18 protein-coding genes and 4 pseudogenes are annotated in these 22,874 nt (G+C 60.6%); 14 read left to right on the forward strand and 8 right to left on the reverse strand.

Features of this window, described 5'->3' with window-relative positions:
- Positions 1 to 253: 253 nt before the first annotated feature.
- Both P3T25_RS32285 and P3T25_RS32290 read right to left on the reverse strand, forming a co-directional pair.
- Positions 254 to 517: pseudogene (locus P3T25_RS32285) on the reverse strand (site-specific integrase); the annotation flags it as partial.
- 486 nt (positions 518 to 1,003) lie between these two features.
- Entirely contained in the window at positions 1,004 to 1,294 is a 291-nt protein-coding gene (locus P3T25_RS32290) for a hypothetical protein (protein WP_429360945.1), read from the reverse strand.
- Positions 1,295 to 2,304: 1,010 nt separating this feature from the next.
- Between P3T25_RS32290 and P3T25_RS32295 the strand changes: the two genes are divergently transcribed.
- From P3T25_RS32295 to P3T25_RS32310, 4 genes are all read left to right on the forward strand, one after another.
- Complete coding sequence (locus P3T25_RS32295; RefSeq protein WP_154567571.1) at positions 2,305 to 2,532, forward strand: hypothetical protein; 228 nt, start codon at positions 2,305 to 2,307, stop codon at positions 2,530 to 2,532.
- A 1,686-nt stretch (positions 2,533 to 4,218) separates the two neighbouring features.
- Positions 4,219 to 4,821 (forward strand): hypothetical protein, encoded by a 603-nt coding sequence (locus tag P3T25_RS32300; protein WP_429360947.1) that lies wholly within the window; start codon positions 4,219 to 4,221, stop codon positions 4,819 to 4,821.
- A gap of 71 nt (positions 4,822 to 4,892) precedes the next feature.
- Positions 4,893 to 5,501, forward strand: a complete 609-nt coding sequence (locus P3T25_RS32305; protein ID WP_429360949.1) for a hypothetical protein — start codon at positions 4,893 to 4,895, stop codon at positions 5,499 to 5,501.
- A 386-nt stretch (positions 5,502 to 5,887) separates the two neighbouring features.
- On the forward strand, positions 5,888 to 6,670 hold the full coding sequence (locus P3T25_RS32310; protein WP_429360951.1) for a response regulator: 783 nt from the start codon (positions 5,888 to 5,890) through the stop codon (positions 6,668 to 6,670).
- A gap of 69 nt (positions 6,671 to 6,739) precedes the next feature.
- Here P3T25_RS32310 and P3T25_RS32315 read toward each other — a convergent pair.
- The 3 genes and pseudogenes from P3T25_RS32315 to P3T25_RS32325 all read right to left on the reverse strand — a co-directional run.
- A pseudogene (locus P3T25_RS32315) lies at positions 6,740 to 6,922 on the reverse strand (IS6 family transposase); the annotation flags it as partial.
- Positions 6,923 to 7,579: 657 nt separating this feature from the next.
- Positions 7,580 to 7,828, reverse strand: coding sequence for a hypothetical protein (locus P3T25_RS32320; RefSeq protein WP_429360953.1), 249 nt, complete (start codon positions 7,826 to 7,828; stop codon positions 7,580 to 7,582).
- Positions 7,825 to 8,046, reverse strand: coding sequence for a helix-turn-helix transcriptional regulator (locus P3T25_RS32325; RefSeq protein ID WP_429360955.1), 222 nt, complete (start codon positions 8,044 to 8,046; stop codon positions 7,825 to 7,827). Before P3T25_RS32325 ends, P3T25_RS32320 begins: the two co-directional genes overlap by 4 nt.
- 223 nt (positions 8,047 to 8,269) lie before the next feature.
- On the opposite strand from P3T25_RS32325, the gene P3T25_RS32330 reads away from it, so the two are divergent.
- Positions 8,270 to 8,761, forward strand: coding sequence for a hypothetical protein (locus P3T25_RS32330; RefSeq protein ID WP_429360957.1), 492 nt, complete (start codon positions 8,270 to 8,272; stop codon positions 8,759 to 8,761).
- A gap of 108 nt (positions 8,762 to 8,869) precedes the next feature.
- On the opposite strand, the gene P3T25_RS32335 is transcribed toward P3T25_RS32330, so the two are convergent.
- On the reverse strand, positions 8,870 to 9,088 hold the full coding sequence (locus P3T25_RS32335; RefSeq protein WP_429360959.1) for a hypothetical protein: 219 nt from the start codon (positions 9,086 to 9,088) through the stop codon (positions 8,870 to 8,872).
- Between the two features lie 706 nt (positions 9,089 to 9,794).
- Here P3T25_RS32335 and P3T25_RS32340 point away from each other — a divergent pair.
- Positions 9,795 to 10,091 carry a TM2 domain-containing protein gene (locus tag P3T25_RS32340; RefSeq protein WP_266259031.1) on the forward strand — a complete coding sequence of 99 codons (297 nt, stop codon included), beginning with the start codon at positions 9,795 to 9,797 and terminating at the stop codon, positions 10,089 to 10,091.
- Between the two features lie 173 nt (positions 10,092 to 10,264).
- A pseudogene (locus tag P3T25_RS32345) lies at positions 10,265 to 10,557 on the forward strand (phage portal protein); the annotation flags it as partial.
- A 994-nt stretch (positions 10,558 to 11,551) separates the two neighbouring features.
- On the opposite strand, the pseudogene P3T25_RS32350 reads toward P3T25_RS32345, so the two are convergent.
- Both P3T25_RS32350 and P3T25_RS32355 read right to left on the reverse strand, forming a co-directional pair.
- Positions 11,552 to 12,702 (reverse strand): annotated as a pseudogene (locus tag P3T25_RS32350) (IS3 family transposase); the annotation flags it as partial.
- 579 nt (positions 12,703 to 13,281) lie between these two features.
- Complete coding sequence (locus P3T25_RS32355) at positions 13,282 to 14,094, reverse strand: DNA-binding transcriptional regulator (protein ID WP_429360961.1); 813 nt, start codon at positions 14,092 to 14,094, stop codon at positions 13,282 to 13,284.
- 249 nt (positions 14,095 to 14,343) lie between these two features.
- Between P3T25_RS32355 and P3T25_RS32360 the strand changes: the two genes are divergently transcribed.
- The 7 genes from P3T25_RS32360 to P3T25_RS32390 all read left to right on the forward strand — a co-directional run bounded on the left by P3T25_RS32360 (position 14,344) and on the right by P3T25_RS32390 (position 22,264).
- A complete protein-coding gene (locus tag P3T25_RS32360; protein WP_429360963.1) occupies positions 14,344 to 16,194 on the forward strand; it encodes a bifunctional 3-(3-hydroxy-phenyl)propionate/3-hydroxycinnamic acid hydroxylase in 1,851 nt (616 codons plus the stop codon).
- Position 16,195: 1 nt separating this feature from the next.
- Positions 16,196 to 17,146 (forward strand): 3-carboxyethylcatechol 2,3-dioxygenase, encoded by a 951-nt coding sequence (locus P3T25_RS32365; RefSeq protein WP_429360965.1) that lies wholly within the window; start codon positions 16,196 to 16,198, stop codon positions 17,144 to 17,146.
- Positions 17,147 to 17,164: 18 nt separating this feature from the next.
- Positions 17,165 to 17,971, forward strand: coding sequence for a fumarylacetoacetate hydrolase family protein (locus tag P3T25_RS32370; protein WP_429360967.1), 807 nt, complete (start codon positions 17,165 to 17,167; stop codon positions 17,969 to 17,971).
- A gap of 24 nt (positions 17,972 to 17,995) precedes the next feature.
- On the forward strand, positions 17,996 to 18,937 hold the full coding sequence (locus tag P3T25_RS32375; protein WP_429360969.1) for an acetaldehyde dehydrogenase (acetylating): 942 nt from the start codon (positions 17,996 to 17,998) through the stop codon (positions 18,935 to 18,937).
- Between the two features lie 13 nt (positions 18,938 to 18,950).
- Positions 18,951 to 19,967 carry a 4-hydroxy-2-oxovalerate aldolase gene (dmpG, locus tag P3T25_RS32380; RefSeq protein WP_429360971.1) on the forward strand — a complete coding sequence of 339 codons (1,017 nt, stop codon included), beginning with the start codon at positions 18,951 to 18,953 and terminating at the stop codon, positions 19,965 to 19,967.
- A gap of 98 nt (positions 19,968 to 20,065) precedes the next feature.
- Entirely contained in the window at positions 20,066 to 21,310 is a 1,245-nt protein-coding gene (gene mhpT / locus P3T25_RS32385) for a 3-(3-hydroxy-phenyl)propionate transporter MhpT (protein ID WP_429360973.1), read from the forward strand.
- 84 nt (positions 21,311 to 21,394) lie between these two features.
- Entirely contained in the window at positions 21,395 to 22,264 is an 870-nt protein-coding gene (locus P3T25_RS32390; RefSeq protein WP_429360975.1) for an alpha/beta fold hydrolase, read from the forward strand.
- Positions 22,265 to 22,874: the final 610 nt, after the last annotated feature.

The raw sequence follows: 22,874 nt of genomic DNA on the forward strand, positions 1-22,874 counted from the left end.
CGTCATCAATGATCGGCGCTTCCATCCCTTGGGTTCCGTTGTTCAGACATCCAAGGTTAACAGCTTGCCGAGAAAGTAAACAGCCCCCTCAGGGGTTTTTGAACTGGCCTCTAAGCGTGTCCCGGGCGTAAGTGTTTCTTAAGCTACTCCGCATATAGTGCAAGTCTCTCAGGTTCTAGCTCACTCGGACGCTAGATCCTTTCAAGCCGGCTTCGCGCCGGCTTTCTTTTTGCGCCACGTGTCCCGACAACGTGTCCCAGGTAACCTCGAAGAAGAACTTCAGGCCGGTAATGGCGTGGTTCAAGGACACGGGCGAGGTGCCGTGATCGACCAGATGCAGCTGGTAGCGCCGCAGGTCCTCGACGGTGGCCGTGTGCGGTGAGCGCCCGGGAAACCGGGCAAATTCGCGCACGATGCGCAGATAGGTGTCCTGCGTCTTCGGCGAAAGCTGGCGCATGCGCATGTCGTCGGTCATGCGCTGGCGCAGTGGACTGGCGTTTGCCTGTGGGGAGGTCATGATTGGGCTCCTGCTGGAGAACGAGGCGGGTTGCCTCATTCGCCAACATACGGAACCGCGCGGCGGACCTCCCATGAACCACACACGCTGGCCGGAGCCCCCTTCCGCGCGAGCGGTTTCGTTCTTCGACCCAACCCGGTCAGCCTACCGAAAGTCAAGACCGGCCGCTATCGGATCCACAAAAGGCATTGAAGATCGTGGACTGTTGGCTGTCGCCGACTTCTCGGCCATGACGACCCTTGAGGTGGCCGAGCATGCTACCGTTTTTGAATGTATAAACGACATTTCGCGTCAGCACCGCTGAACTGCGGCCGGACGCCAATCGCGTTGCCGATAGCGTGGCAGCCGCCCCGCTCGTTGGCGGCCGCTCGAAGGCAGCATCCTTGGGGCAAGTTTGATCGCGTTTTCCCCCTAATGCTGGACACCGGGCTTCCTGCCCGCGTGCTTTTCTCTCAGGTTTCCTGGTTAGCCGATGCACCAGCAGCGTCAACCCCGTCGCTCAATGCCGGTCATGCGAAAACCCGCAGATGTGATCAGGTCGGCCCACTGCTCGTTGTCGATTTCGCAACCTATATCATGGCCGTCGGCATATTCCGCGTACCTGACGACAAAGAGCTCACGCCTGCGGTCGGCTTTCGGCGCCTGTTCGCGCCATGCGATGATGCTGGCCGCTGTCGTTTCCTTTTCGGTGAATAGTCTGCTCAGCCCGATCACGACAAGTCGGTCTCCCTCGTCGTTCTCCCACACCGAGTTAAGCGGAGGGCGCAGGACACTCATGTCTTGACTCCTGTTGATTATCTGGATGAACCCGGGCACGCGGAGCGGCACATGACATGCGGCGTTATCGCGCCGCAGTATGTTCGTCTAACCGCGCAAGGACGCTATGCGAGAGTCGTGCCATTCGCTGAAGATTCACGCCTGATATCGGTTGCCTGCGCCAAGGCGCTTGCGGCGAATACGCTTAAGTTCCGAAACGTTTCCTCGCTGAAACAGCGCCTCTTGCGACATTGGTGTGCAAGACTCCTTGGCGTGGCAAACACGATGCGGCGAGGCAATTGCGAGCCGGCGAATGAAGTTGGAGTATGTTTGCTACGCAACGGAAGTGAGCCCAATCCTGACAATACGCAAATCCCATTGCACTTGAAGCAGCCGGCCGCGAGACCTATGAGTACGGCGACATGGAATTGAAAGAAAGACATAGAGCGGTCACAGGAATGCACTTTGCGGTGACGGGCCAGCGCACCGCCCGAGCTGGCTCAATATTGAGACGTTCATATGTGTACGGGCTCCGGTACCGATCCGCATCGGAATATGTTTTGTGTGAGCTGAGCGCACTGTGCGACCGAGCCGCCTCGCGCTCGCGACGCACGGCCGCGCAGTCAGTCGAGCCGAGGTGGACGCCCCAACGCTGACCGGAGTCACTCCCACCGGCTTTCCATCGCCCGGTGACACGTTTAATTTGCGCCTGCAAACGCTTGTCTGCCAAGGCCGAACGGATGTCAGCATGCGTCGACGCAGACACATTTATTGACGCAACGCAAAGAACCGATCGCCAGTTATGACCTCCGCATGTACCCTTCGGGGCTGCACAGCCACGGCAAGCGGTAGGAAGAATGATTACGCGCATCGGTGACTCGAGGCGGAGTTGGCAGCAGCCGTGGCCAAAGACGTTTGCGGGTCTTTACCCATCCTTTTCCGCGAGCCTTCCTACTTCGAGGCTGTGTCGAAGTGTACGAGAATGAAATCATGGGCTTCGATGCCCGCTGGCCACGACCGGAAAAGTGATCATGAAGCGCATCTATCTCATGCTGCCGATCCACTATGCAGGCAGACGATCACCCACCCACGCTCGTGCACAGTTTGGCAATCACACAAAACTGGCGGAAGCGATGGAATTCTTGCTTGGCTTGGCAATAGGGACGTCCTTGGGCGCCAGTCTCGGCGTGTTCGTCGTGGCGTGGCTTTGGGCGTGCAAGGACGAGGGCAGCAGGCACGACTACGCGAAGCCCGACTGATCGGCGTTGGGTGAAGGCCTATAGGCCCACGGTCGATGCAGCCCTGCGTCCTCTCGCACATACTCAGATGAAATACCTGATTGCGTCAGAAAGGCAGATGTGTACGATGGAACGAACGTCGGCGCTCCTTGCGCGACGTGTGTGTTTCGGGCCGCAGCAATGTCTGCGGCCTTTTTTACAGTGCGCCCAGCATGGGCGCGCCCCAGTGGGTGCAAGTCCCACCGTAAGTTGACCACAGCGAACGAAGCGAAGCGCAACTGCATGAGGGAGACCGGGTGTGGGGAGGAAGCGTGGAGCGAAACTGCGAGCCGATGAACAAGAAGCGGATATGAGGCCCGCAATGCCTGCAGCGTCGACGCTGGGCGTCGCAGGCATGGATCTGGTCCTGGGCCACTACGTGTTGAAGGCTGGAACGCAGGCGTTTTCCCTCGGACATCAATAACCCAAGTCACCCTGCGCAGCTCCTTCGAGCGGGCGCTGAAACCTGGCTAACGGCACTTTCTCATCGGCACCGTCCCGCTGCAGGTAAATCGTCCAATGCATATCCATTTGTCACCTCGGCTCACGGATGCCAGCGGCAGATTAGTACAAAGTGGCGGACTCCCCCAATTTTTGTCCGCTCCCCCGGATCGTTGCGATGTATCGCGACTGCAACAATGAAACATCCTCACCGCTACCTCGCTGTTATTCATCGATTACATGGCGGTAAAGAAGAAAAGGGGCGGAGCTCGGTCCCTGGCGCGAGGTTGGTGCATGCACACTTAATTTCGCCCATTGACCAAAACAGCGCCGGTTAGGCGCCGTCTCCCGCAACGGTGTTGCAATTCTGAAACGTTATCCACGCAATCAGCCAGGATCGTCTGCGCAAAACGAAAGCAAGCCTTTACTGACGCTGAGATGGCGCGCTTCCTGCTAAGGAAAGCCGGGCGCCGAAAGAGGCGTCTGCGCGACAAAAATCACAAAAAAGGAAACACGAGGTGAAAACAAAAACGGCAAGAGACGGGTCACGGCTCGGCCAATCTTCGGCGCCAGCAATATCGTTTGGTCGCCGCCTGCTGTGCAGGTATCACGAGGATGTGTTTGGCTCCTGGTCCATTCAGGTACGCCGCCACTGCAAGATCGCTCGCGTCGGCAACGCCACTGACGAAACGACGGACGCGGCAATCTTCCATTTTCTACATCAAACAACGAGACTCGTCGGCAGTTCGCCTCGGTCGCAGCCGGACGCGCAGTCTTACCTGTTGTGCGGGTGACGGCGGCGATGCCTCGAAGGAGCGAGCGGTCAACCGACGCTCCAGGAGCGCGCCGTGCCTGAAGGCTTCCGGTCCTGGGCGCCGGCGTGAGCGTAGTCGTGTCTTGGATTTCGTCGTCGCACTGCCATTGAAAGTTACCGCCGCACTGCCTGCGCGCCGCGAAAGATGCTTGCGCCGCAGTCCAGTAGCTGAATAATTACGCATGCAACGTAGTACTAATTATTTAGCTTTGTTACTCATCGAACATAGGTTTTATATGCTGGTCAATTAGGGTGGCGTACCTGATTTAACAATAGCTACTGTGCGTGATTGGTAGTCACTTGGCTTGGTTGCAAACACGTGGAGCCTGTCGCGCATTGAAAAGGAGTACTACGGGGTGTATGAGCGCGACCTCGACCATATTCTCGGCGCTCATTTTTTAGGTATTTTCATCATGAAGAAGCAAATCGCACTCGGCGTCGCAGCACTTGCAATCTCATTTGGCGCTGTCGCGGGCGGCGGCATGCCCCCGGCACCGACTCCGGTCACTACCTCGTCTACTGCCAATGCGACCGGCGGTATCGGTGGCGCGTTGGGGGTTGCCGGTTTCGGCGTGACCAACAACTCGTCTTCGACGGTGAATGGCGGTTATGCCGCATCGCTCAATGGCCCCGGCTCAAACGCGGGTACCTTCAACGCGGGTAATCAAAGCTTCGCCAACACGTCAGTCACCTTCGGCACGAATGCGGGCTTCACCAACACGAGCAACACCGCGAATACAAACGAAGGCAACGGGAACAACACGTCGTCGGCGTCGAACGGGTTGAACAACTTCACCAACAGCGGATTCTCGGTCGCTAGCAGCACGGGTTCGCAGGACTTCGGCTCGAGCATTTACAGCGCTTCGGGCTACGGTTCGAATCAGGGTGGCTGGGTTAGCGCGAACGGCAATGCGACGGCAAAAGCGGACGGCTGGGTCGGCGAAGTGGGTGCTGGCGTTGGCGGCTTCGGCTCGTCCAATTCGGCGACGTCGGGTCAAGGTTTCCAACCTTGGTAAATCGCGGGCAGTAACTGATCTGCGCGTGTAAGGCGGGGGATGACCCCGCCTCTCAAAACAACGGAGACCTGATGATGAAATACGCTATTGTCGTTGGCATGATGCTATTGAGCGGGGGCGCAATGGCCCAAGCGACTGGTACCATCACCAACGGTACGCAATCGACCGCTCAACTGGCAAACCAGGTGAATGTGAACGTCGGCACCGGTGCTGGGTCAAATCCTAGCGGAGTCGCAAACGCGCAGCAAGTTCCGACTCAATCGGAAGTCGGCTATACCGGCAGCTACACGGTAAAGAGCGCACCGACTGTATACGCCCCATCGCTTACCGCATCGGTGACCGAAACGTGTTGGGGTTCAGTGTCCGCCGCTGTGTCGGTTGTCGGCGTCGGTGCCACGGGTGCGGCCACCATCAAGGATCAGGATTGTAATCGCCGTCTGAACGCTGCAGTTGCCTGGCGGATGGACCGCAAGGACATTTCTTTCAACATCATGTGTCAGGATGATTCGTTCCGCGCTGCTGCTGCGACGACGAAGGCCCCATGCGATATTGACGTGCCGAAGGTATCGGCGAACGACGCGAAACCGGAAACCGATAAAAATCTTGTTCCGGTCGCAAACGCTCCTGACATGATGCAATACAAAGTGGCGGAAACTCCGCATGCGCCGCCCTCAAAATAATACGACTTCAACTATGCCAAAGTGTGATTCTGACCGACAATCAGCGAATCCCTTCTCGTTGGCCAATTCGCGTGTAATGTCTACTCCATCGGTACTGCTACTAACCTCCAGTCCGGAGCAAATCGGTTCAAATTTGAAAAATGCACGTAGCTTTTTCCGGCCATTTCAAATGTCGTATGAATTTCGCATACAGATCAATACTGGCTCGCAGGACATGGCGCGAACCTTTCGACGGGGGGCGAACGCAGTGTGGCTGCCTGGCAAGTGAAAGAGAAGGTTAGGAATTCGAAGATAAGGGATGTAAATAAGACGAGACATGCGGTGGGCGCCGTTTAACGGCGGCACGGCCTTGTCGCGACCGGTTCCTGGCTGCCAGGGGTAAAAACATGAATAGCAACTGCCGCGTCGTGATCGCCGAAGACCACGATCTGCTACGAAACGGTCTGCGCTCGATGCTTTCAGCGCAAGGGGGCTATGACGTCATCGGTGAAGCGAGGGACGGCAAGGAAGCCTGTCAAATGGCGATGACGCTGAATCCCGATCTGATGCTGATGGATCTGTCGATGCGAGGCATGAACGGAATCGATGCCAGCGCGGCGATCAAACGACGATCGCCGAACGTACGAATCGTGGTGCTCACGGTTCACCAGAGCGAAGAGTATGTGCGTGAGGCGCTACGCGCCGGCGTCGAGGGTTACGTGCTGAAAGATGTCTCGTTCGATGAACTCCTGGCCGCCATGCGCATGGTGATGCAGGGGAAGAAGCATCTGAGCGCCGACGTGTACGGGTACATGGTCGACTCGTTCGTCACGGGCCGCGAAGCGCCTGCGCCAAAGAAGGCGTGGGACGTTCTGACGGCGCGGGAGCGCAGTGTGCTGAAGCTGATCGCCGAAGGGCGTACCAACCGGCAGGTCGGGCAGTACTTGAATCTCAGCCCGAAGACGATCGAGAAGTATCGAGCCAGCATGATGCACAAGCTCAATATCGCCAATCTGACGGAACTGGTTCTGGTCGCCATCAGTATGGGTCTGCTGACTTCTCTGGCCGAGAAGTGCTCCGAGCCGAACGTTGACGATACGCCTGGCCGCTTGTCGGCCGAGCCGGATGGGCCGCCGGAGTCGCCTGAATACACGGGAGAGCCCAAGTACGGGCCGGGAGGGGCGCGCTGAGCGCGAACGGAAATGGTTTTGTCGCAGTAGTGGTCAAGAAGCGAGTGAATTCGATATGCAAAGTATTGCTTACATTTCGAGATCGTAAAATTGATCAGCGGCGGACGGATGATAAACTCGAGCACACTTCATCTGTCCTTTGGCGATCACGTGCATCAGTTCGATGCCGCCCAGAAGGATCTGTGCACAGCGAAAAGTTTTGAATCCCAGCACGGGTCGCGTGCGTCGCTTGATCGCCCGATGGTCATGGTCGGGTAGCAGCAGTGCATTGCTGCGCTGCTGCCCCCTTCTATGAGCAGTAATTTGTCACGGCTGCCAGCGAATCGTCGATCAACTTCCTCCACATCTCCTTGCGAGAGTGTATGACGGATCTGGTGCAAATAGCCGGTCTATCGACGTTATAACTATATATAGGATATCTTATTGAACCGAGGGGGATGCATTCCAGGTAGCGGGTACAACGGTCTGCAGCGTTGCGCGGGCGCTCGCCAGCCGGTGTGCTTGTTGACTCATCGTCATCATCAGAGATCCTCAATGTCAATCGGAAGAGCCGGTTTCCCTGCCGCTCATCGGCATCGCCGACGATACGTTGGGCCTCGGCGCTGATCCGCGCAGCGGCTGAGCCAGCCGCGGCCTGAGCGGCGCGAGCCTTGTCGCTGGCGATGCGGACGGCCCTAGCCTCAAGCTGTCGCAGTTCGGCATGCAAAGTGGTTGTATCGACTCCGCTCGCCAGCGCCCGATGCAGTTGCTGCCGCGCGTTTTCCAGTTGGGTTCTCAACGGTTCCTCCGCGATTGCATCGCCAGCTCTCTCACCAGTCGGTCAAACGCTCCGTGATGTTTTCGGGTACCGAAGTCCCGCGTGGTCCTGATCGGTGCCGGATGGCTCGCGCGTGCGCCGACAGCACGCTGTCATTGGCCACCCAGTGATTTCGAGAGCAGCTCGCTCCCGAAAATGCGCTGCAGAATCTCCTTTTGCGGGGCGAGATCCCTGCTCAGCGCTACCTCGATCGCCGTTGCTTCTGCTCCCGTGATGCGTTTCGCCGACAGTGCCGACATCGCTTTGGCAAGAACGGCCTGCCTCAGCTGCGCTGGCGTGTACGCCGAGATCGGCGGCTCGGGATTCTTCACGTACAGCTGCGCTTTCGGGTGCTGGTTCATGTGTGTATCTCCTTCGTGCGAGGGCGCGTTGCGATCCAGTGATCGACTTCTGAATCCCGAAATCCGATGCAATGGTGGGATAGGCGAACGGGTGACGGAAACGCGCCAATTTTGATCGGCCGGCTGAGGCTGGTTTTCGACAGGCCTGTCCGTCGAATCACGGCCCGCATCCGGCTGATGCCGTTTCGGTCCGGTGGTGACTGGCTTGACATGGGCATGGGTGATCCTTCATGAATCCGCGTGGCCGCAGACTGGTTTCCAGCATGCCGTCACGACCCGCGCCGCGCGAGAGGTCGTGACAGCACGCTCTCGGCATGGAAGTCGATACAGCGAAATTCCTTGAAAACGGAGGGATGTTCCAATGCATTCCCCTGCGAGCTACGCTATCGGCGACCACATGCGCCCGGAACTTCAGGGGGTGACTTGCCTCGCGTGCGTGGGTTGTCCGACCAGCCGACAGGATGCGCTGGCGCCGACCATGCGACGTCGGATCTGATGCGCGGCGTCTCCCGCCAGGAAACCCGCGCTCCACTTGCCTGCGTGCGATGCGGGCGCAACGGCACAACTGCTGCCACGCGTCTGCTCGGGCGCTTCCGGCTGGTTAGAAGCCACACGCTGTCCGTGTCCTGCTACAACCCTGAGAGGGAGCTTCTACCCGGTAAAAACGCAAAAGGTGCGCCGCCGGTCAAGTGGAACGGCCTGCGCGGGGCACACGTAGAAATCGATCTGCACGGCAAACGGCAACGCCGCGACATTGACCTGCGCTCGGGCCGGCCAGAGATCGAGTGTTTCGTTGCACGTCGCTGGCCAGAGGCCACCATCACCCGGGTCTGGCTGGACGCCGAACCGCCAGCCGTCGTCCCCGCACACCGCCCGATCGGCACTTCGTATGCCAGCGCGCAGTTCGCAGCAACGCCGGCGATGGCGCGCTGAGCACACCCCTGACTCCGCCGGTGAGCATGGCCGACGGCGTGACGCGCTTCCTGCTCGGCGTGCCCAGGCACTTCACGGATAGGTGGGTCCTGTAGGGTTCAGGCGGGTTCAGATTTCGCCGCCCTTGCCGTTATCGATGTAGTAAGCAACGGTGATTCCCGTTACTTGCGGCTTGTGAATGCCGCTGCATGTCACGTGCGGCGGCATCTTTTTCGCCGTCTGTTTGCCGGGCCACGCAAGCAGGTCACTCGCTACCGGCGCACTCGGGCCGAAGGCATGGGCAATAGAAACGGCGAGGCGAAACTCCCGCTCGATATGGTGGCTCATATGGCGTTGACGGCGTACTACGTCAACTGGACCAGCAGACCGGCGTGTCCTGACTTCGCGTATGGGCGCGCCGCAGCGACCCGCCGTGGGGACGTAAAGTTCAGTTTTGTGACAATCCGGACCGCTAAGAAAGCCTGCATTGGCGCAAATACTCGTGTGACGACACCCCACAGATCCTTCGACGTGCGGCGGGCTCCGCATAAGCGGCACCACAGCGCTACTACATTCTGCAAGAACGGGACTACAAGAAAAGACTGCGCGTGCGAGACGAACGAGGAAATCGTTTCGTTATCGATGATCGCCGTTCAAACCTGAATCACTTCGACACCGCATCTGCGTGTCCCAAAACCTTTCCAGGCCGTTGGCCAATGGCGACAGCGGCTTGAAGGTGATGGCATGCTTAGTGCCTGTGTGCTCTGCGCGGCGACTCAGTGAAGACGGAATCAGCGGACAAGCAATAGCCGCATAGCAAATCGCTCCTTGATAGCGAAGAGACGGCCTATCCAAGAGGCCGGCACAAAAAAACGGCGAAATCTATGGAATCGAAATGGGTGGTGCAGGGACTGCTGTCCCCTGTGGTTGCGCTTCGATCGTTGACGACTCAACGCAGTTGGTCCTCGCATGGCCCGCAGTAGAACACAGCCCGCGTCGCACTCCGACGTGATTGCCCCCTCGTTCCCCCCAAAACCTTTCGGAAATTCTGAAAATGAACGACTCGACACGCAGCATGATGATGTACGACGCTCAGAAAAAGAGTGGCGTGGTGGCCTTTCTGCTTTGGCTCTTTCTCGGTAGCCTTGGCGCGCACCGGTTTTATCTCGGCTTCACCGGCACTGCTGTCCTTCAACTGCTGCTTTTTATCTTCGGTTGGACCACGGCGTTCGCCTACATCGGCGTGTTCCTGTTGCTGGCGCTATACGTGTGGCTCTTGATAGACGTGTTCTGCATCTCCGGAGGCGTGCGAGAACACAACACGATGCTGGCGCAACGGCTTTCAGAGTGAAGCCGCGTGGAATGGCAATCAGGGGGTAAGCCATCATGCGTTGGCCCGGGTACTAAAGATGCGCAGCTAAGGTAGTGCGTGCAAAGAGCCCCAAGCCAGCTCGATCGAAGAATTCAAAGTTCTCCGGCCCGAAGCACGAGTACGACGCGGCATAGCTTACGCGCCTCGACGTCGACGGAATGCAGTTCATTCACGTTTCCGAGGTCGCGGCGAAGGACGAGTTTTTCAACATCGAGAATGTGACGCGCGACGACTTGCTCGCGGCGCATCGTATCCCTCCGCAGCTTATGGGGATCGTCGCGAGCAATACCGGCGGTTTCGGGGCGGACGGCACGGCCGCCGAGGTGTTCGCGTGGAATGAAATCGGCCGTTGCAACGTCGATTTGCACAGATCAAAGAGTGGATCGGTGACGAGGTTGTGCGCTTCAATCCGTATTCGATCAAGACGACGAAGGCCGCGGTGTAAGCGACCCGGGGAGTCCTTGATATGAAAAGGCTACCTCCCTCAAATCAGCCAATCGATGTTGTGCCGAACACCAAACGGGAGCGTGACACGCCGGAATCGTTAGCGTGGCTGCCCATGGCTCGGCACCACACAAGCGTCGATCTTTTGATGCCCATTGCACATAAATTCAGACAGTTCCGTTCTGGAGCGTGCCCATGACAGCCTTGAGCCGCCGCTTTTCGTCGATTTGGAGGATCTCCCTCCCGCGCTCGACTTTTTCGGGAGACATCTATTTAAGCTCCGGAAGCTGGTCAAACCACTTAGACCACCGATGCTCGATAGCCCTTAGCGAGATCTCGTCGGTTCTAGTTCGGTGCATATGTGCATATACGAGGGCGCTCAATTCCGGTGGAAGTTTGGCGCCTTCCATCGCCCGTTTGAATACCCACAAATGCAAATCGACGAGTTCGAGTCTGCAGCTTGTCGGTGCTGGTCGAGAATTCGATTGGTACCTCTGGAGCATGCGTATGATCCACGAGTGGCAGCCCCGGTCCCAACGACGCCTTGAACCCACGGGCATCGCGATAGAACTCGGCGAGTGTACGCTGCGCCTTGTTGAACTGTGACTGCTGGTCGACTACGATGCGCGAGGCCCGCGTCTCTGTGGCCTTTAGGCGGTCAGCAATTCCGTGCATCACGGCCTGAAACGCGACTACATTCGGGGTCACTTGAAGCATGTCTTTCTTGCTGGACACGTTGTATGAAAGTTCACGCGGATTGGCGTCGGCCCAAGCCAACGCGTCCCCGATCACTTGCCTCGACCGCGCATCCGGCAAACAGTCGGTGTGGGGATGACCCGCTTCAGTGGACGGTTACGTAGTTGAATTTTGAGAGGATAGTTATCTCCGTTTGAAGAGCTGCTGCGAGTTGTCCACGGCCGGTCGGCGGGTCGCCTGTCACGACCACGACGCCGGCCGGCGGTGGGCAACTCGCATGCCGATGAGGTGGGCTTTTGTGCTGCATGCAGCTGTTCGTAAATGATCGGCGAGCGATAGCCAAGCCCGCTATGAAGGCGAAGCGGGTTGTACCACGCCTCCAGGAAGTGAAAGATCTCGCGCCGCGCCTGTTCATGCGTGGCGAAGTGCGAGCGCGCAAGCAATTCACATTCAAGTGTGGCGAAGAAGGCTTCGCACATGGCGTTGTCGAAGCAGTCGCCAACGCTGCCCATGGACGGACGCACGCCAGCCTCACGGCAGCGGCGGCCGAAGGCAATGGACGTGTATTGGCACCCCTGATCGGAATGGTGGATGACACCGTCGGGACGGCGTTGCGACAACGCCATGTCCAGTGCCCGCAGCATCAATTCGGTGTACAGATGACATGACATCGACCAGCCCACAATACGACGGCTGAACACATCCAGCACCACGGCCAGATACAGAAACCCTTCGCCAGTCGGTACATAGGTCGCGTCGGCGACCCACAGCCGGTCTGGCGCGTCGGCGCTAAAGTGGCGTTGTACCAGGTCGGAGGCCGGCCGCGCATCGGGCTGGCGCCGCGTGGTGGTGATCCAGCGCCGCCGGCTCACGCCGCACAGACCCGCAATACGCATCAGGCGGGCGACCCGCTTGCGCCCCACATGAACGCCCTGGTGGACCAGTTCGGCGTAAATGCGAGGCATCCCATAGGTGCCGCGCGAGCTCGTGTGAATTGCATGAATGCGCGCCAGCAGATCTGCATCGCTGCGTGCCCGTTTCGATGGTCCGCGTCCAAGCCACGCATAAAAGCCGCTGGTGGAGACCTTTAGCAGCCGCGCCATGGTGGTAACGGGCCAGGTGGCCTGATTCGCTTTCATGAACTCGAACCCTCGTCGGGCACGGTCCCGGTCTCCCGGGCGAACCAGGCCGCCGCTTTTGACAAGATATCCCGCTCAACCTCGAGCTGGCGAACCTTGCGGCGCAAGCGCGTCAGTTCCTCGCGCTCGGCCGTGGTCAGTCCGTCGTGCCGTCTGCCTGCGTCACGGTCGGCCTGGGCCACCCAGTTGTAGATGGTCTGCGCAGTCGGCTCGAACTCCTTCTCCAGGTCCTCGGGTGTTCGCCCGGCCTTCACCAGCTCGACCATCTGGGCCCGGAATTCCGCCGGGTACGGGGTGCGATGCTTCGCCATGGTGGGCACCTCCTATTCCAAAGGATCGGTATCCACGAAACCGGGTCAACTCCACTTTGAAAACGACCAGTTCCACGTTGGGTGGTTTGCGGGAACCCAACACCGTGGTGGAGCGAAGCACCTGCGTCTCGCAATTGACGGCACAGTAGTCACGGCGGTGCCGCTGGAAGAGGTGCGCAGGTTCGAAGCTATCGCGGGCCGTGTTGAGTGTGAGGGCATAGCAGCTCGACGATTCGCTTGTGCTCTCCAGCGTCCAAGCCTGACACGCGTGCTTATCGCTGCTGCACTCGACCAGTGTGGCTGGGTCCGTTTTCTATCGGCGGAAGAGGTTGCGAAACCTCGCTGCTACGGTTGCAACGGAATGACTTCTGGTGTCACCGTCGAGTGGCACAGTGCGCCGGAGGGATCGGGAGCGGGGACGAAAGAGCACTGTGGCGAGGTGGCCCTGTAGGTCCGTGCCGAGCGCACAGGCGATGCGTGTCACCCAAAGTAGCCCGGCTACGAACATAATCTCCGACGGCAGTGCGACGATGTCATGCGTCGGCGAATTCTATCGCCGCGACCAGGGCGCAACGTTTCTCACTCCTGCTTCTTCCCACACAACTCATCCTGCGACTGGAGCACATCAACCATCTCGCGCACCGCGGTTTGAAGTTCGGGCACGTAACGCCGTTTGGCCTCCGCGAGCGTGACCGCTCGCGAAAGGAACACCACATTCAGACTCGCCAGCACACGCTCATGCGAGACGATCGCGACGGCAACCGCACCGATCTTGCTTTGCGCAGCCCAGTCGCCGTGATTGGAGCCGAAGCCGTCCGCGCGTACCCGCTTGACCAGGCTTTTGATCAAAGCGTCATTGGAGGCGAGCGCCTTCTGCTCTTCACCGCCCGCGCCCGAGCGCAACAATTCGAGAATGTCCTCTCGTTCGCCCTCGGGGCACATCGCGAAGTAAGCACGACCGGCGGCCGTGAGCAGAATCGGTAGGCGCCGCCCAACCATCGAACGGTGAAACGACAGCGGACTGAAGCGGTGCGTAGTCTCGCGGATGATCATGGCGTCGCCGTCCGGTGTGGTCAGATCCGACGGCCACGCTACGCGCTGCAAAAGCCGTCCCATGATGGGCGGCGCGATCGTCGCGATTCGTTCGTCATCTGTAAAACCTTCGCTCAATGAGCGCACCTGAAGTGTCAAACGAAAGCTGTCGTCCGACGCACTGCGTCGCACGAAACCTTCTTCCATCAGCGTCTCCAGCAGGCGCCGCACCGTGGTGCGATGCAAGCCAGTGAGGTCGCTGATCTGTTGGCTGGTGGCGCGGCCGCTTTCCATTGAATTGAGCGCCTGCAGTACCTGCAGGCCGCGCGCGAGACCCCGCACGCTCGTGTATTTGGTCACCGAAAAACCTCATTGAATCAATTATGTGCATTCTATGCACATTTTTCACAAATTGTTGAGGCGACACGGCACGAGCCATAGACTGCGAGCAAATCAACGATTCAAGGAGACACGAGATGCCGCATCTCGTGAGCGATTTTTTCGCCACGGCGATACGCAATCGTCACACCGTGCTCTCCGTGGATATTTCAAACAAGTCCGCTATCTGAAGCGACGGCGCGCTGCGCCGCTCGCGAGAAAGGAGACAGTATGCTCCCAGCCAATGATCCGGCAGCCGCCTGCGGCCGCTGCGAAACCGTGTCAGCCGATGTGGCGATTGTCGGCGCCGGCCCGGTCGGTCTGATGATTGCCAATTACCTGGGCTTGCAAGGCGTTCGCGTGGTGCTGCTGGAAAAGCTCGAACAGATCATCGACTATCCGCGCGCCATTGGTCTCGACGACGAAGCGTTACGCGTGTTCCAGTCGGTCGGCCTCGCCGACGTCCTGTTGCCGCACACCACGCCCGACCACTGGATGCGTTTTGTCACGCACACGGGTCATTGCTTTGCGTCGATCGAACCACGCACCGACGAGTTCGGCTGGTCGCGCCGCAATGCATTCATTCAACCGCTCGCCGATCGCGTGTTGTATGAAGGGCTGCGCCGTTTCCCGCATGTCGAGGTGTTGTTCGGCACGAGCGTGAGCGCATTCACGCAGGACCCGGCCGGCATGACGATTGAAGCGGAAGATCAGAAAGGCCGCCGCCGCACAGTGCGCGCGTCGTACATGATCGGCGCGGACGGCGGAAACAGCTTGGTGCGCCGCATGCTCAACGTGCCGTTCGAGGGACGCACGAAGCCGAATCAATGGATTGTGGTGGACGTACGCAACGATCCGATCGGCTCGCCGCACGTCTACATGCATTGCGATCCGAAACGGCCCTACGTGTCGGCAGCGTTGCCGCATGGCATTCGCCGCTTCGAATTCATGGTGATGCCTGGCGAAACCGAAGAAGAACTGTCGAAGCCTGAGAACATGGCCGCGCTGATCCGCAAGGTGGTAGCCGATCCGCAGAAAGTGGACTACATCCGCAAGCGCGTCTACACGCACAATGCGCGGCTCGCGAGCACCTTCCGCGTGGACCGCGTGCTACTGGCTGGCGACGCCGCGCACATCATGCCGGTCTGGCAAGGACAGGGTTACAACAGCGGGATTCGCGACGCGAGCAATCTCGGCTGGAAGCTGGCGATGGTGGTCAAGCAGCTCGCGAGCGACGCGTTGCTCGACACGTACACGGCGGAGCGCCGCGCGCATGCCCGCTCGATGATCCATCTCTCGGAAGTGGCCGGCGACATCTTCGCGCCGACGAGCCGCTTCGGCATCAAATTCCGCGACGCCTTCGTGCGGACCTTCAATGTGTTGCCCGCCATGAAACGCTACTTCGTGGAGATGCGTTTCAAGCCGATGCCGCGCTACGAAACGGGTGTCGTCTTGCTGGCGGAGCGCAATCGCAGGCATGGCGTGCTGGCGCGCGTGCTGGAACGCTCCGGTCATTCCGCACCTGGCCGGCTGCTCGGCCTGATGAGCGAGAAGCGCGAGTCTCTGCTCGGCCGCCTCGTGTATGGCCGTGACCCGCAGTGTCATTCGCCGATCGGCCGCATGTTCATTCAGCCCCGTGTGCGTACGGTGGACGGCAGTGTCGTGCGTCTGGATGACGCGCTCGGTAATCGCTTCGCGATCATCGGCTGGGGTTCGGATCCCACGTTCGGGCTGTCGCCGCTCGCGCGCGAAACGTGGCAGCGCCTCGGTGGATGCTTCGTAATCGCGAAGCCCGATACGCAGCTGGCTTTTCATGACGATGTGCCCGAAGGCGTGATCGCCATCGGCGACGTGCAGGGGCGACTGAAGGAATGGTTTTCGCGCGTGCCGGAGTCCGTCGTGTTGCTGCGGCCAGATCGTTTCGTTGCGGGTATGTGTACGCCGCAGCAGGTGTCTGCAGCGATTGGGGAGCTGGCCGTCAAGCTGAGCTTCAAGGCTGCGGGACAGCCCGCCGCAGCGGTTACAGCGCGTGAGCCGGCCGTCGCATCCGAAAGCGTCACCGCGATCGTAGCCGGAGCCTGACATGCCAATACTGCTCGAATGTCTTTCCCATACGCCGCTCAGCGGCTACTACGACCCGGCGCCGGACATCGTCGCTGAAGTCGAGCGGATTCATGCAGCGGCGCGCGCACGCGTTGCCGCCTTCGATCCGGAACTGGTCGTCGTGTTCGCGCCGGATCACTACAACGGTTTCTTCTACGACGTGATGCCGCCGTTCTGCATCGGCGCGTCGGCAAGCGCGATCGGCGACTTCGGCAGTCTGGCAGGCCAGCTTGCCGTCCCCGCCGACACCGCCCTCGATCTTGCGGAAGCCGCGCTCGCGGCCGATGTCGACGTCGCTGTCTCGTATCGGATGCAGGTAGACCACGGCTGCGCGCAGGCGCTGGAGATTCTCACAGGCGCACTGGATCGTTATCCGGTCGTGCCGGTGTTCATCAATTCGGTCGCACCACCCATGGCGTCATGCCGCCGCGCGCGTTTGCTCGGCGACGCGCTGGGCCACCGCCTCGCGCGCTCCAACCAGCGCGTGCTGGTGATCGGCTCCGGCGGCATTTCGCACGAACCTCCAGTGCCTGAACTTGCAGGTGCAACGGACGAAGTCGCCGAGCGGTTGATCGCCGGCCGCAATCCGTCGCCCGAATCACGGGCGGCGCGCCAGGCTCGCACCGTCGCGGCTGCTCGCGCATTCGCGGCGGGCGACAGCCGCCTGCATCCGCTCAATCCCGAGTGGGACCGCGCATTCCTGAAGCTGCTCGAGGAGGGCGAACTGCCCGCGCTCGACGGCTTCACCGACACTGCGATCACACGCGACGCCGGCAAGTCCGCGCACGAGGTGCGGACCTGGATCGCGGCATTCGGCGCGCTGCAGGCGTACGGACCGTACCGTGCGACGCTCGATTACTACCGGCCAATCCCCGAATGGATCGCGGGCTTCGGCGCGATGCACGCGCAACCCGTTGCCGAAACCGTCTAACGCTTTATGGAAGTCACCATGAACCATCGAACCCATGCCGAAGCGCTCGCCCTGCGGCTGCGCGAATCCGAACGCACTCGGCAGACCGTTGCACCGCTGCGGGACGACGAGCTATTCGCCCATTTGAGCGCGGCCGACGCCGGCGATCTTGCGTACACCGTGCATCAGATCAACGTCGACGCACGCGTGGCCGCTGGCGAACGCATCGTCGGACGCAAAATCGGGCTGACCTCGCCTGCGGTTCAACGCCAGCTTGGCGTCGAACAACCCGACTTCGGCGCGTTGTTCGCGTCGATGGCTCATGGCGACAACCAGCCCATCGCGCTTGGCGAACTGATTCAGCCGAAAGTCGAAGCGGAAATCGCGCTCGTGCTCGAGCACGACCTCACGCATGAAAAGCATACCTACGCCGACCTGATTCGCGCGACGGCCTACGCGGTCGCCGCGATCGAAGTGGTGGACAGCCGCATCGAGGGCTGGAATATCCGCTTCGTCGATACCGTCGCGGACAACGCGTCGAGCGCGCGCTTCGTATTGGGCATCCGGCCAGTGTTGCTGCGCGATGTCGATCTCGCGGCCTGTGCGATGACGCTTTCGAACGATTCCGAAACGCTTTCGCGCGGCAACGGCGCGGCGTGTCTGGGCAATCCGCTGAACGCCGCCGTGTGGCTCGCGGACCGGATGCAGCACCTCGGCACGCCGCTGCGAGCGGGCGACGTCCTCATGACAGGCGCGCTCGGCCCAATGGTCGCCGTCACGCAGCCCGGCACCTTCAGCGCACAGATCGAGGGTCTTGGCAGCGTTCGCGCAATTTTCTCCGTATAAGCATTCACCCGATTGAGGACTGACATGGCAAGCGAAAAACTCAGGGCCGCGATCATCGGCTCCGGCAACATTGGCACCGATCTGATGGTCAAGATCATGCGGCATAGCGAGCATCTGGAAATGGCGGCGATGGTCGGCATCGATGCGGCATCCGACGGTCTGGCGCGCGCCGCGCGGCTCGGCGTCGCGATCACGCACGAAGGCGTGGAAGGACTGACGCGTCTGCCGGTGTTCAACGACATCGACTTCGTGTTCGACGCCACTTCGGCCGGCGCGCACGTGAAGAACGACGCGTTTCTGCGCGCGCTGAAACCGGGCATCCGCCTGATCGACCTGACGCCCGCGGCGATCGGTCCGTACTGCGTGCCGGTCGTCAATCTCGACACGCACCTCGACAGCCTCAACGTCAACATGGTGACGTGCGGCGGCCAGGCCACGATTCCGATGGTCGCAGCGGTGTCTCGCGTGGCGAAGGTCCACTACGCGGAAATCGTCGCGTCGATCAGCAGCAAATCGGCCGGGCCCGGCACGCGCGCGAATATCGACGAGTTCACCGAAACCACGTCGAAGGCGATCGAAGCGGTGGGCGGCGCGGCCAAAGGCAAGGCGATCATCGTGCTCAATCCGGCCGAGCCGCCGGTGATGATGCGCGACACGGTCTACGTGCTGTCCGAACTCGCCGATCAGGCGCGCGTGGAAGCATCGATCGAAGCGATGGCCGCCGCCGTGCATGCATACGTGCCGGGCTATCGTTTGAAGCAGAAGGTGCAGTTCGACGTCATCTCCGCCGATGCACCGCTGAATATTCCGGGCCTTGGCCGCTTTAGCGGCCTGAAAACCTCGGTATTCATCGAGGTCGAAGGCGCCGCGCATTATCTGCCGGCGTACGCGGGCAATCTCGACATCATGACCTCGGCCGCGCTCGCGACCGCGGAGCGCATGGCGCAATCCCTCGTGCAGGCCTAAGGAGACTCTTCGCATGGACAAGAAACTCTATATCTCCGACGTGACGCTGCGCGACGGCAGCCACGCGATCCGTCATCAGTACTCGATCGACAACGTGCAGCAGATCGCGCACGCACTCGACAAGGCAAAAGTGGACAGCATCGAGGTCGCGCATGGCGACGGCCTGCAAGGTTCGAGCTTCAACTACGGCTTTGGTGCGCATAGCGATCTCGAATGGATCGAAGCGGTCGCGGACGTGGTCGAGTACGCGCAGATCGCCACGCTGCTGTTGCCCGGCATCGGCACGATTCACGATCTGAAGGCCGCGTACCAGGCGGGCGCACGCATCGTGCGGGTCGCGACGCACTGCACCGAGGCGGACATCTCGAAGCAGCACATCGAATACGCACGCGAACTCGGCATGGACACGGTCGGCTTCCTGATGATGAGCCACATGACTACGCCGGAGAACCTCGCAGTCGAAGCGAAAAAGATGGAGAGCTATGGCGCGACGTGCATCTACGTGGTCGACTCCGGCGGCGCGATGAACATGAACGACGTGCGCGCGCGCTTTCGCGCGTTGAAGGCCGTGCTGAAACGCGAGACGAAAACCGGCATGCACGCGCATCACAATCTGAGCCTCGGCGTCGCGAACTCGCTCGTCGCCGTGGAAGAAGGCTGCGACCGCATCGATGCGAGCCTCGCGGGAATGGGCGCGGGTGCGGGCAATGCGCCACTGGAAGTGTTCATTGCCGCGGCCGAACGCGCCGGCTGGCATCACGGCACCGATCTCTACACGCTGATGGACGCCGCCGACGACATCGTACGGCCCTTGCAGGACCGCCCGGTGCGCGTGGACCGTGAAACGCTGGCACTCGGTTATGCGGGTGTGTATTCGAGCTTTTTGCGGCATTCCGAAGTGGCCGCGAAGAAGTACGGCCTGAAAGCTGTCGACATTCTGGTCGAGCTGGGCCGGCGGCGGATGGTCGGCGGTCAGGAAGACATGATCGTCGACGTGGCGCTGGACCTGAAACGCGCGGCCAGCGTCTAGCGCATTTTTCGAAGCCTGCCGGCGGCCTGCGCCGCCATCGACACCACCCAGCGTTATCGCCGCCAAGAGCGATGCTGAAAATACATTGGAGACTTTTTATGCAGCGATCAACCAACACCCGCACCAGCGGCACCGTCACGATCGGCCTATGCCTGATTGTCGCGTTACTCGAAGGGCTGGATCTGCAATCGACCGGCGTCGCCGCACCGCGTATGGCGCGCGAATTTCATCTCGCCGTCGCGCAGATGGGCTGGGCTTTCAGCATCGGCGCACTCGGCCTATTGCCCGGCGCGGCGATCGGCGGACGGCTCGCCGACAAGCTCGGGCGCAAGCGCGTGCTGATGCTGTCGGTCGCGCTGTTCGGCATCTTTTCGATTACCACCACGCAGGTGTGGGACCTGAACAGTCTGCTGGCCGCGCGTTTTTTGACGGGGCTCGGTCTGGGCGCGGCGATGCCGAACCTGATCGCGCTGTGCTCGGAAGCCGCGTCGCCGGATCAACGCAACACGGCGGTGGGCGCGATGTATTGCGGCATGCCGTTTGGTGCCGCGCTCGCGGCGGTGATCGGCATCGTGAGTCCGGGTGATGCGAGCTGGCGGCATATCTTCTATGTCGGCGGCGTTGGACCGCTGCTGGTGTTGCCGTTGCTGGCGATCTTCATGCGTGAGTCGGCGCACTTCATTGCCGCGCGCTCGGCAGTGGGCGGCTCGCGTGGGTTGGGCGAAGCGCAGTCCGGCATCGCGCAGGCATTGTGGAAGGAAGGGCGGGCCGGCACGACCGTCGCGTTGTGGATCAGCTATCTGGGCACGCTGATCGTGCTGTACTTCCTGATCAACTGGCTGCCGTCGCTGGTGCTTAGCCGTGGACTCTCACGCGTGCAATCGAGCGTCGTGCAGATGATGTTCAACGTCGGCGGCGGCATCGGCGCGATCGTGATCGCGAGCCTGATGGATCGGATCGGCCGGCGTCGCACGGTGACCGGCATGTATCTGGGCATCGCGGCGGCATTGGCGGCGCTCGTCGCGGCGAACGGCGGCGCGTCGATGGCGTGCGGCGGCTTGCTCGCGGGGCTGTTTCTCGTCGGCGGACAGTCGGTGTTGTATGCGCTCGCGAGCAGCATCTATCCGACCCACGTGCGTGGCACTGGCGTGGGCGCCGCGGTGGCGGTGGGGCGCATGGGTTCGATTCTCGGACCTTTGATCGCCGGCCAGTTGCTGGCGATCGGGCAGAGCGCATCCGTGCTGCTGAGCGCGAGCATTCCGTTGATCGCCATTGCGGCGATCGCGGCGTGGCTCGTCGTCGGCAAGTCGGCGCCTGCCTATGCGCCGGCTACTGCGCAATAGCGCTGGTACGCCGCCGAATGCTAATCGCGCGCGACTGAGCGGCGTGCGCGGTCAATCAACTCTCTTCAGATAAAGGAAAGCAACATGACCTCAAATGTATCGGCCATCACCGAAGCGTCGACCAGCAAATTCGTGCGTATCAAGGAAGGTGATTGCGAAGTGCAGTTGCACTACAACGACGCAGGACAGGGCGGAGAAGCCGTGGTGATGCTGCACGGCTCGGGCCCCGGCGCGAGCGGCTGGGCGAACTTCAACCGCAATGTCGAGCCGCTCGTCGCGGCGGGCTATCGGGTCATCCTGATGGACTGCCTGGGCTGGAGCAAAAGCGATCCGGTCGTATGCGATGGCTCGCGCTCCGAACTCAACGCGCGTTCGTTGAAAAGCCTGCTCGACGCGCTCGATATCGAACGCGGGCACATCATCGGCAATTCAATGGGCGGCCATAGCGCCGTGGCGTTCGCGCTCGCCAATCCGCAGCGCGTCGGAAAGCTTATCCTGATGGGCGGCGGCACGGGCGGTCCCAGCCAGTTCGTGCCGATGCCGACAGAAGGCATCAAGCTACTGCAAGGCCTGTATCGCGAACCGACGATTGAAAACCTGAAGCGGATGATGAATGTGTTCGTGTTCGACACCAGCGCGCTGACCGACGATCTGATGCAGGCGCGGCTCGACAATATGCTGGCACGTCGTGATCATCTGGAAAACTTCGTGAAGAGTCTCGCGGCCAATCCGAAGCAGTTCAACGACTACGGCCCGCGGCTTGGCGAGATCGCGGCGCCGACGCTGGTGATCTGGGGACGCGACGATCGCTTCGTGCCGATGGATGTGGGTTTGCGTCTGGTTGGCGGCATGCAGAATGCCGAGATGCATATTTTCAGCCGTTGCGGGCACTGGGCGCAGTGGGAACATGCGGAGAAATTCAATCGCATGGTGATGGACTTTCTGGCGCATTGAGTCGCGACTACATCTGACTGCGAACGTGGCTGCCCACTCATGGGCACCTCGGCGCTGATGTGATAGACGACCTGTCGCTACTTCGGGCACAGCGGAGGGCAGATTGCTGATACGACCTGCAAACATCCTACGCTACGATCGCAGTTCTCTTTACTTTTGATCTGCCCACTTCTTGCGACATGGCCAGTCCGCTCAAGATGCGCAGAAGCCGAGCACGAAGCGTGCACTCGCAAAATCGGCGGAAATATTTGCAGTAAATTCGCGCAAATCGGGAATGCGTGTAATTAGCCCGCCGGCCTATCATGGAGCGGTGAAACGACGGCGGGCCGAATCGGTGCGTGGTCTCGCGGATGATCATCGCGTCGCCGTCCGGCGTGGTCACGCCCCGCTGCAATAAACATCCCATGATCGTTGGCGCGATTGTGACGATATTTTCGTCACCCGTAAATCCTTTTCAACGAGAACACCTGAAGTCAACAGGAGCAGACCTCTACCGTAGCTACGCTGCACGAGGCCTTCCTCCGTCGACGTTTCCGCTCAAGATCTGACCGAGGTCATGCGCGAGCGCACCTGACCGATCTTGTCGAGTCCCGCTTCACGGCCTTTCTGT

It is taken from the genome of Paraburkholderia sp. GAS32 (assembly GCF_050434225.1).
GTDB classification, from domain to species: domain Bacteria; phylum Pseudomonadota; class Gammaproteobacteria; order Burkholderiales; family Burkholderiaceae; genus Paraburkholderia; species Paraburkholderia madseniana.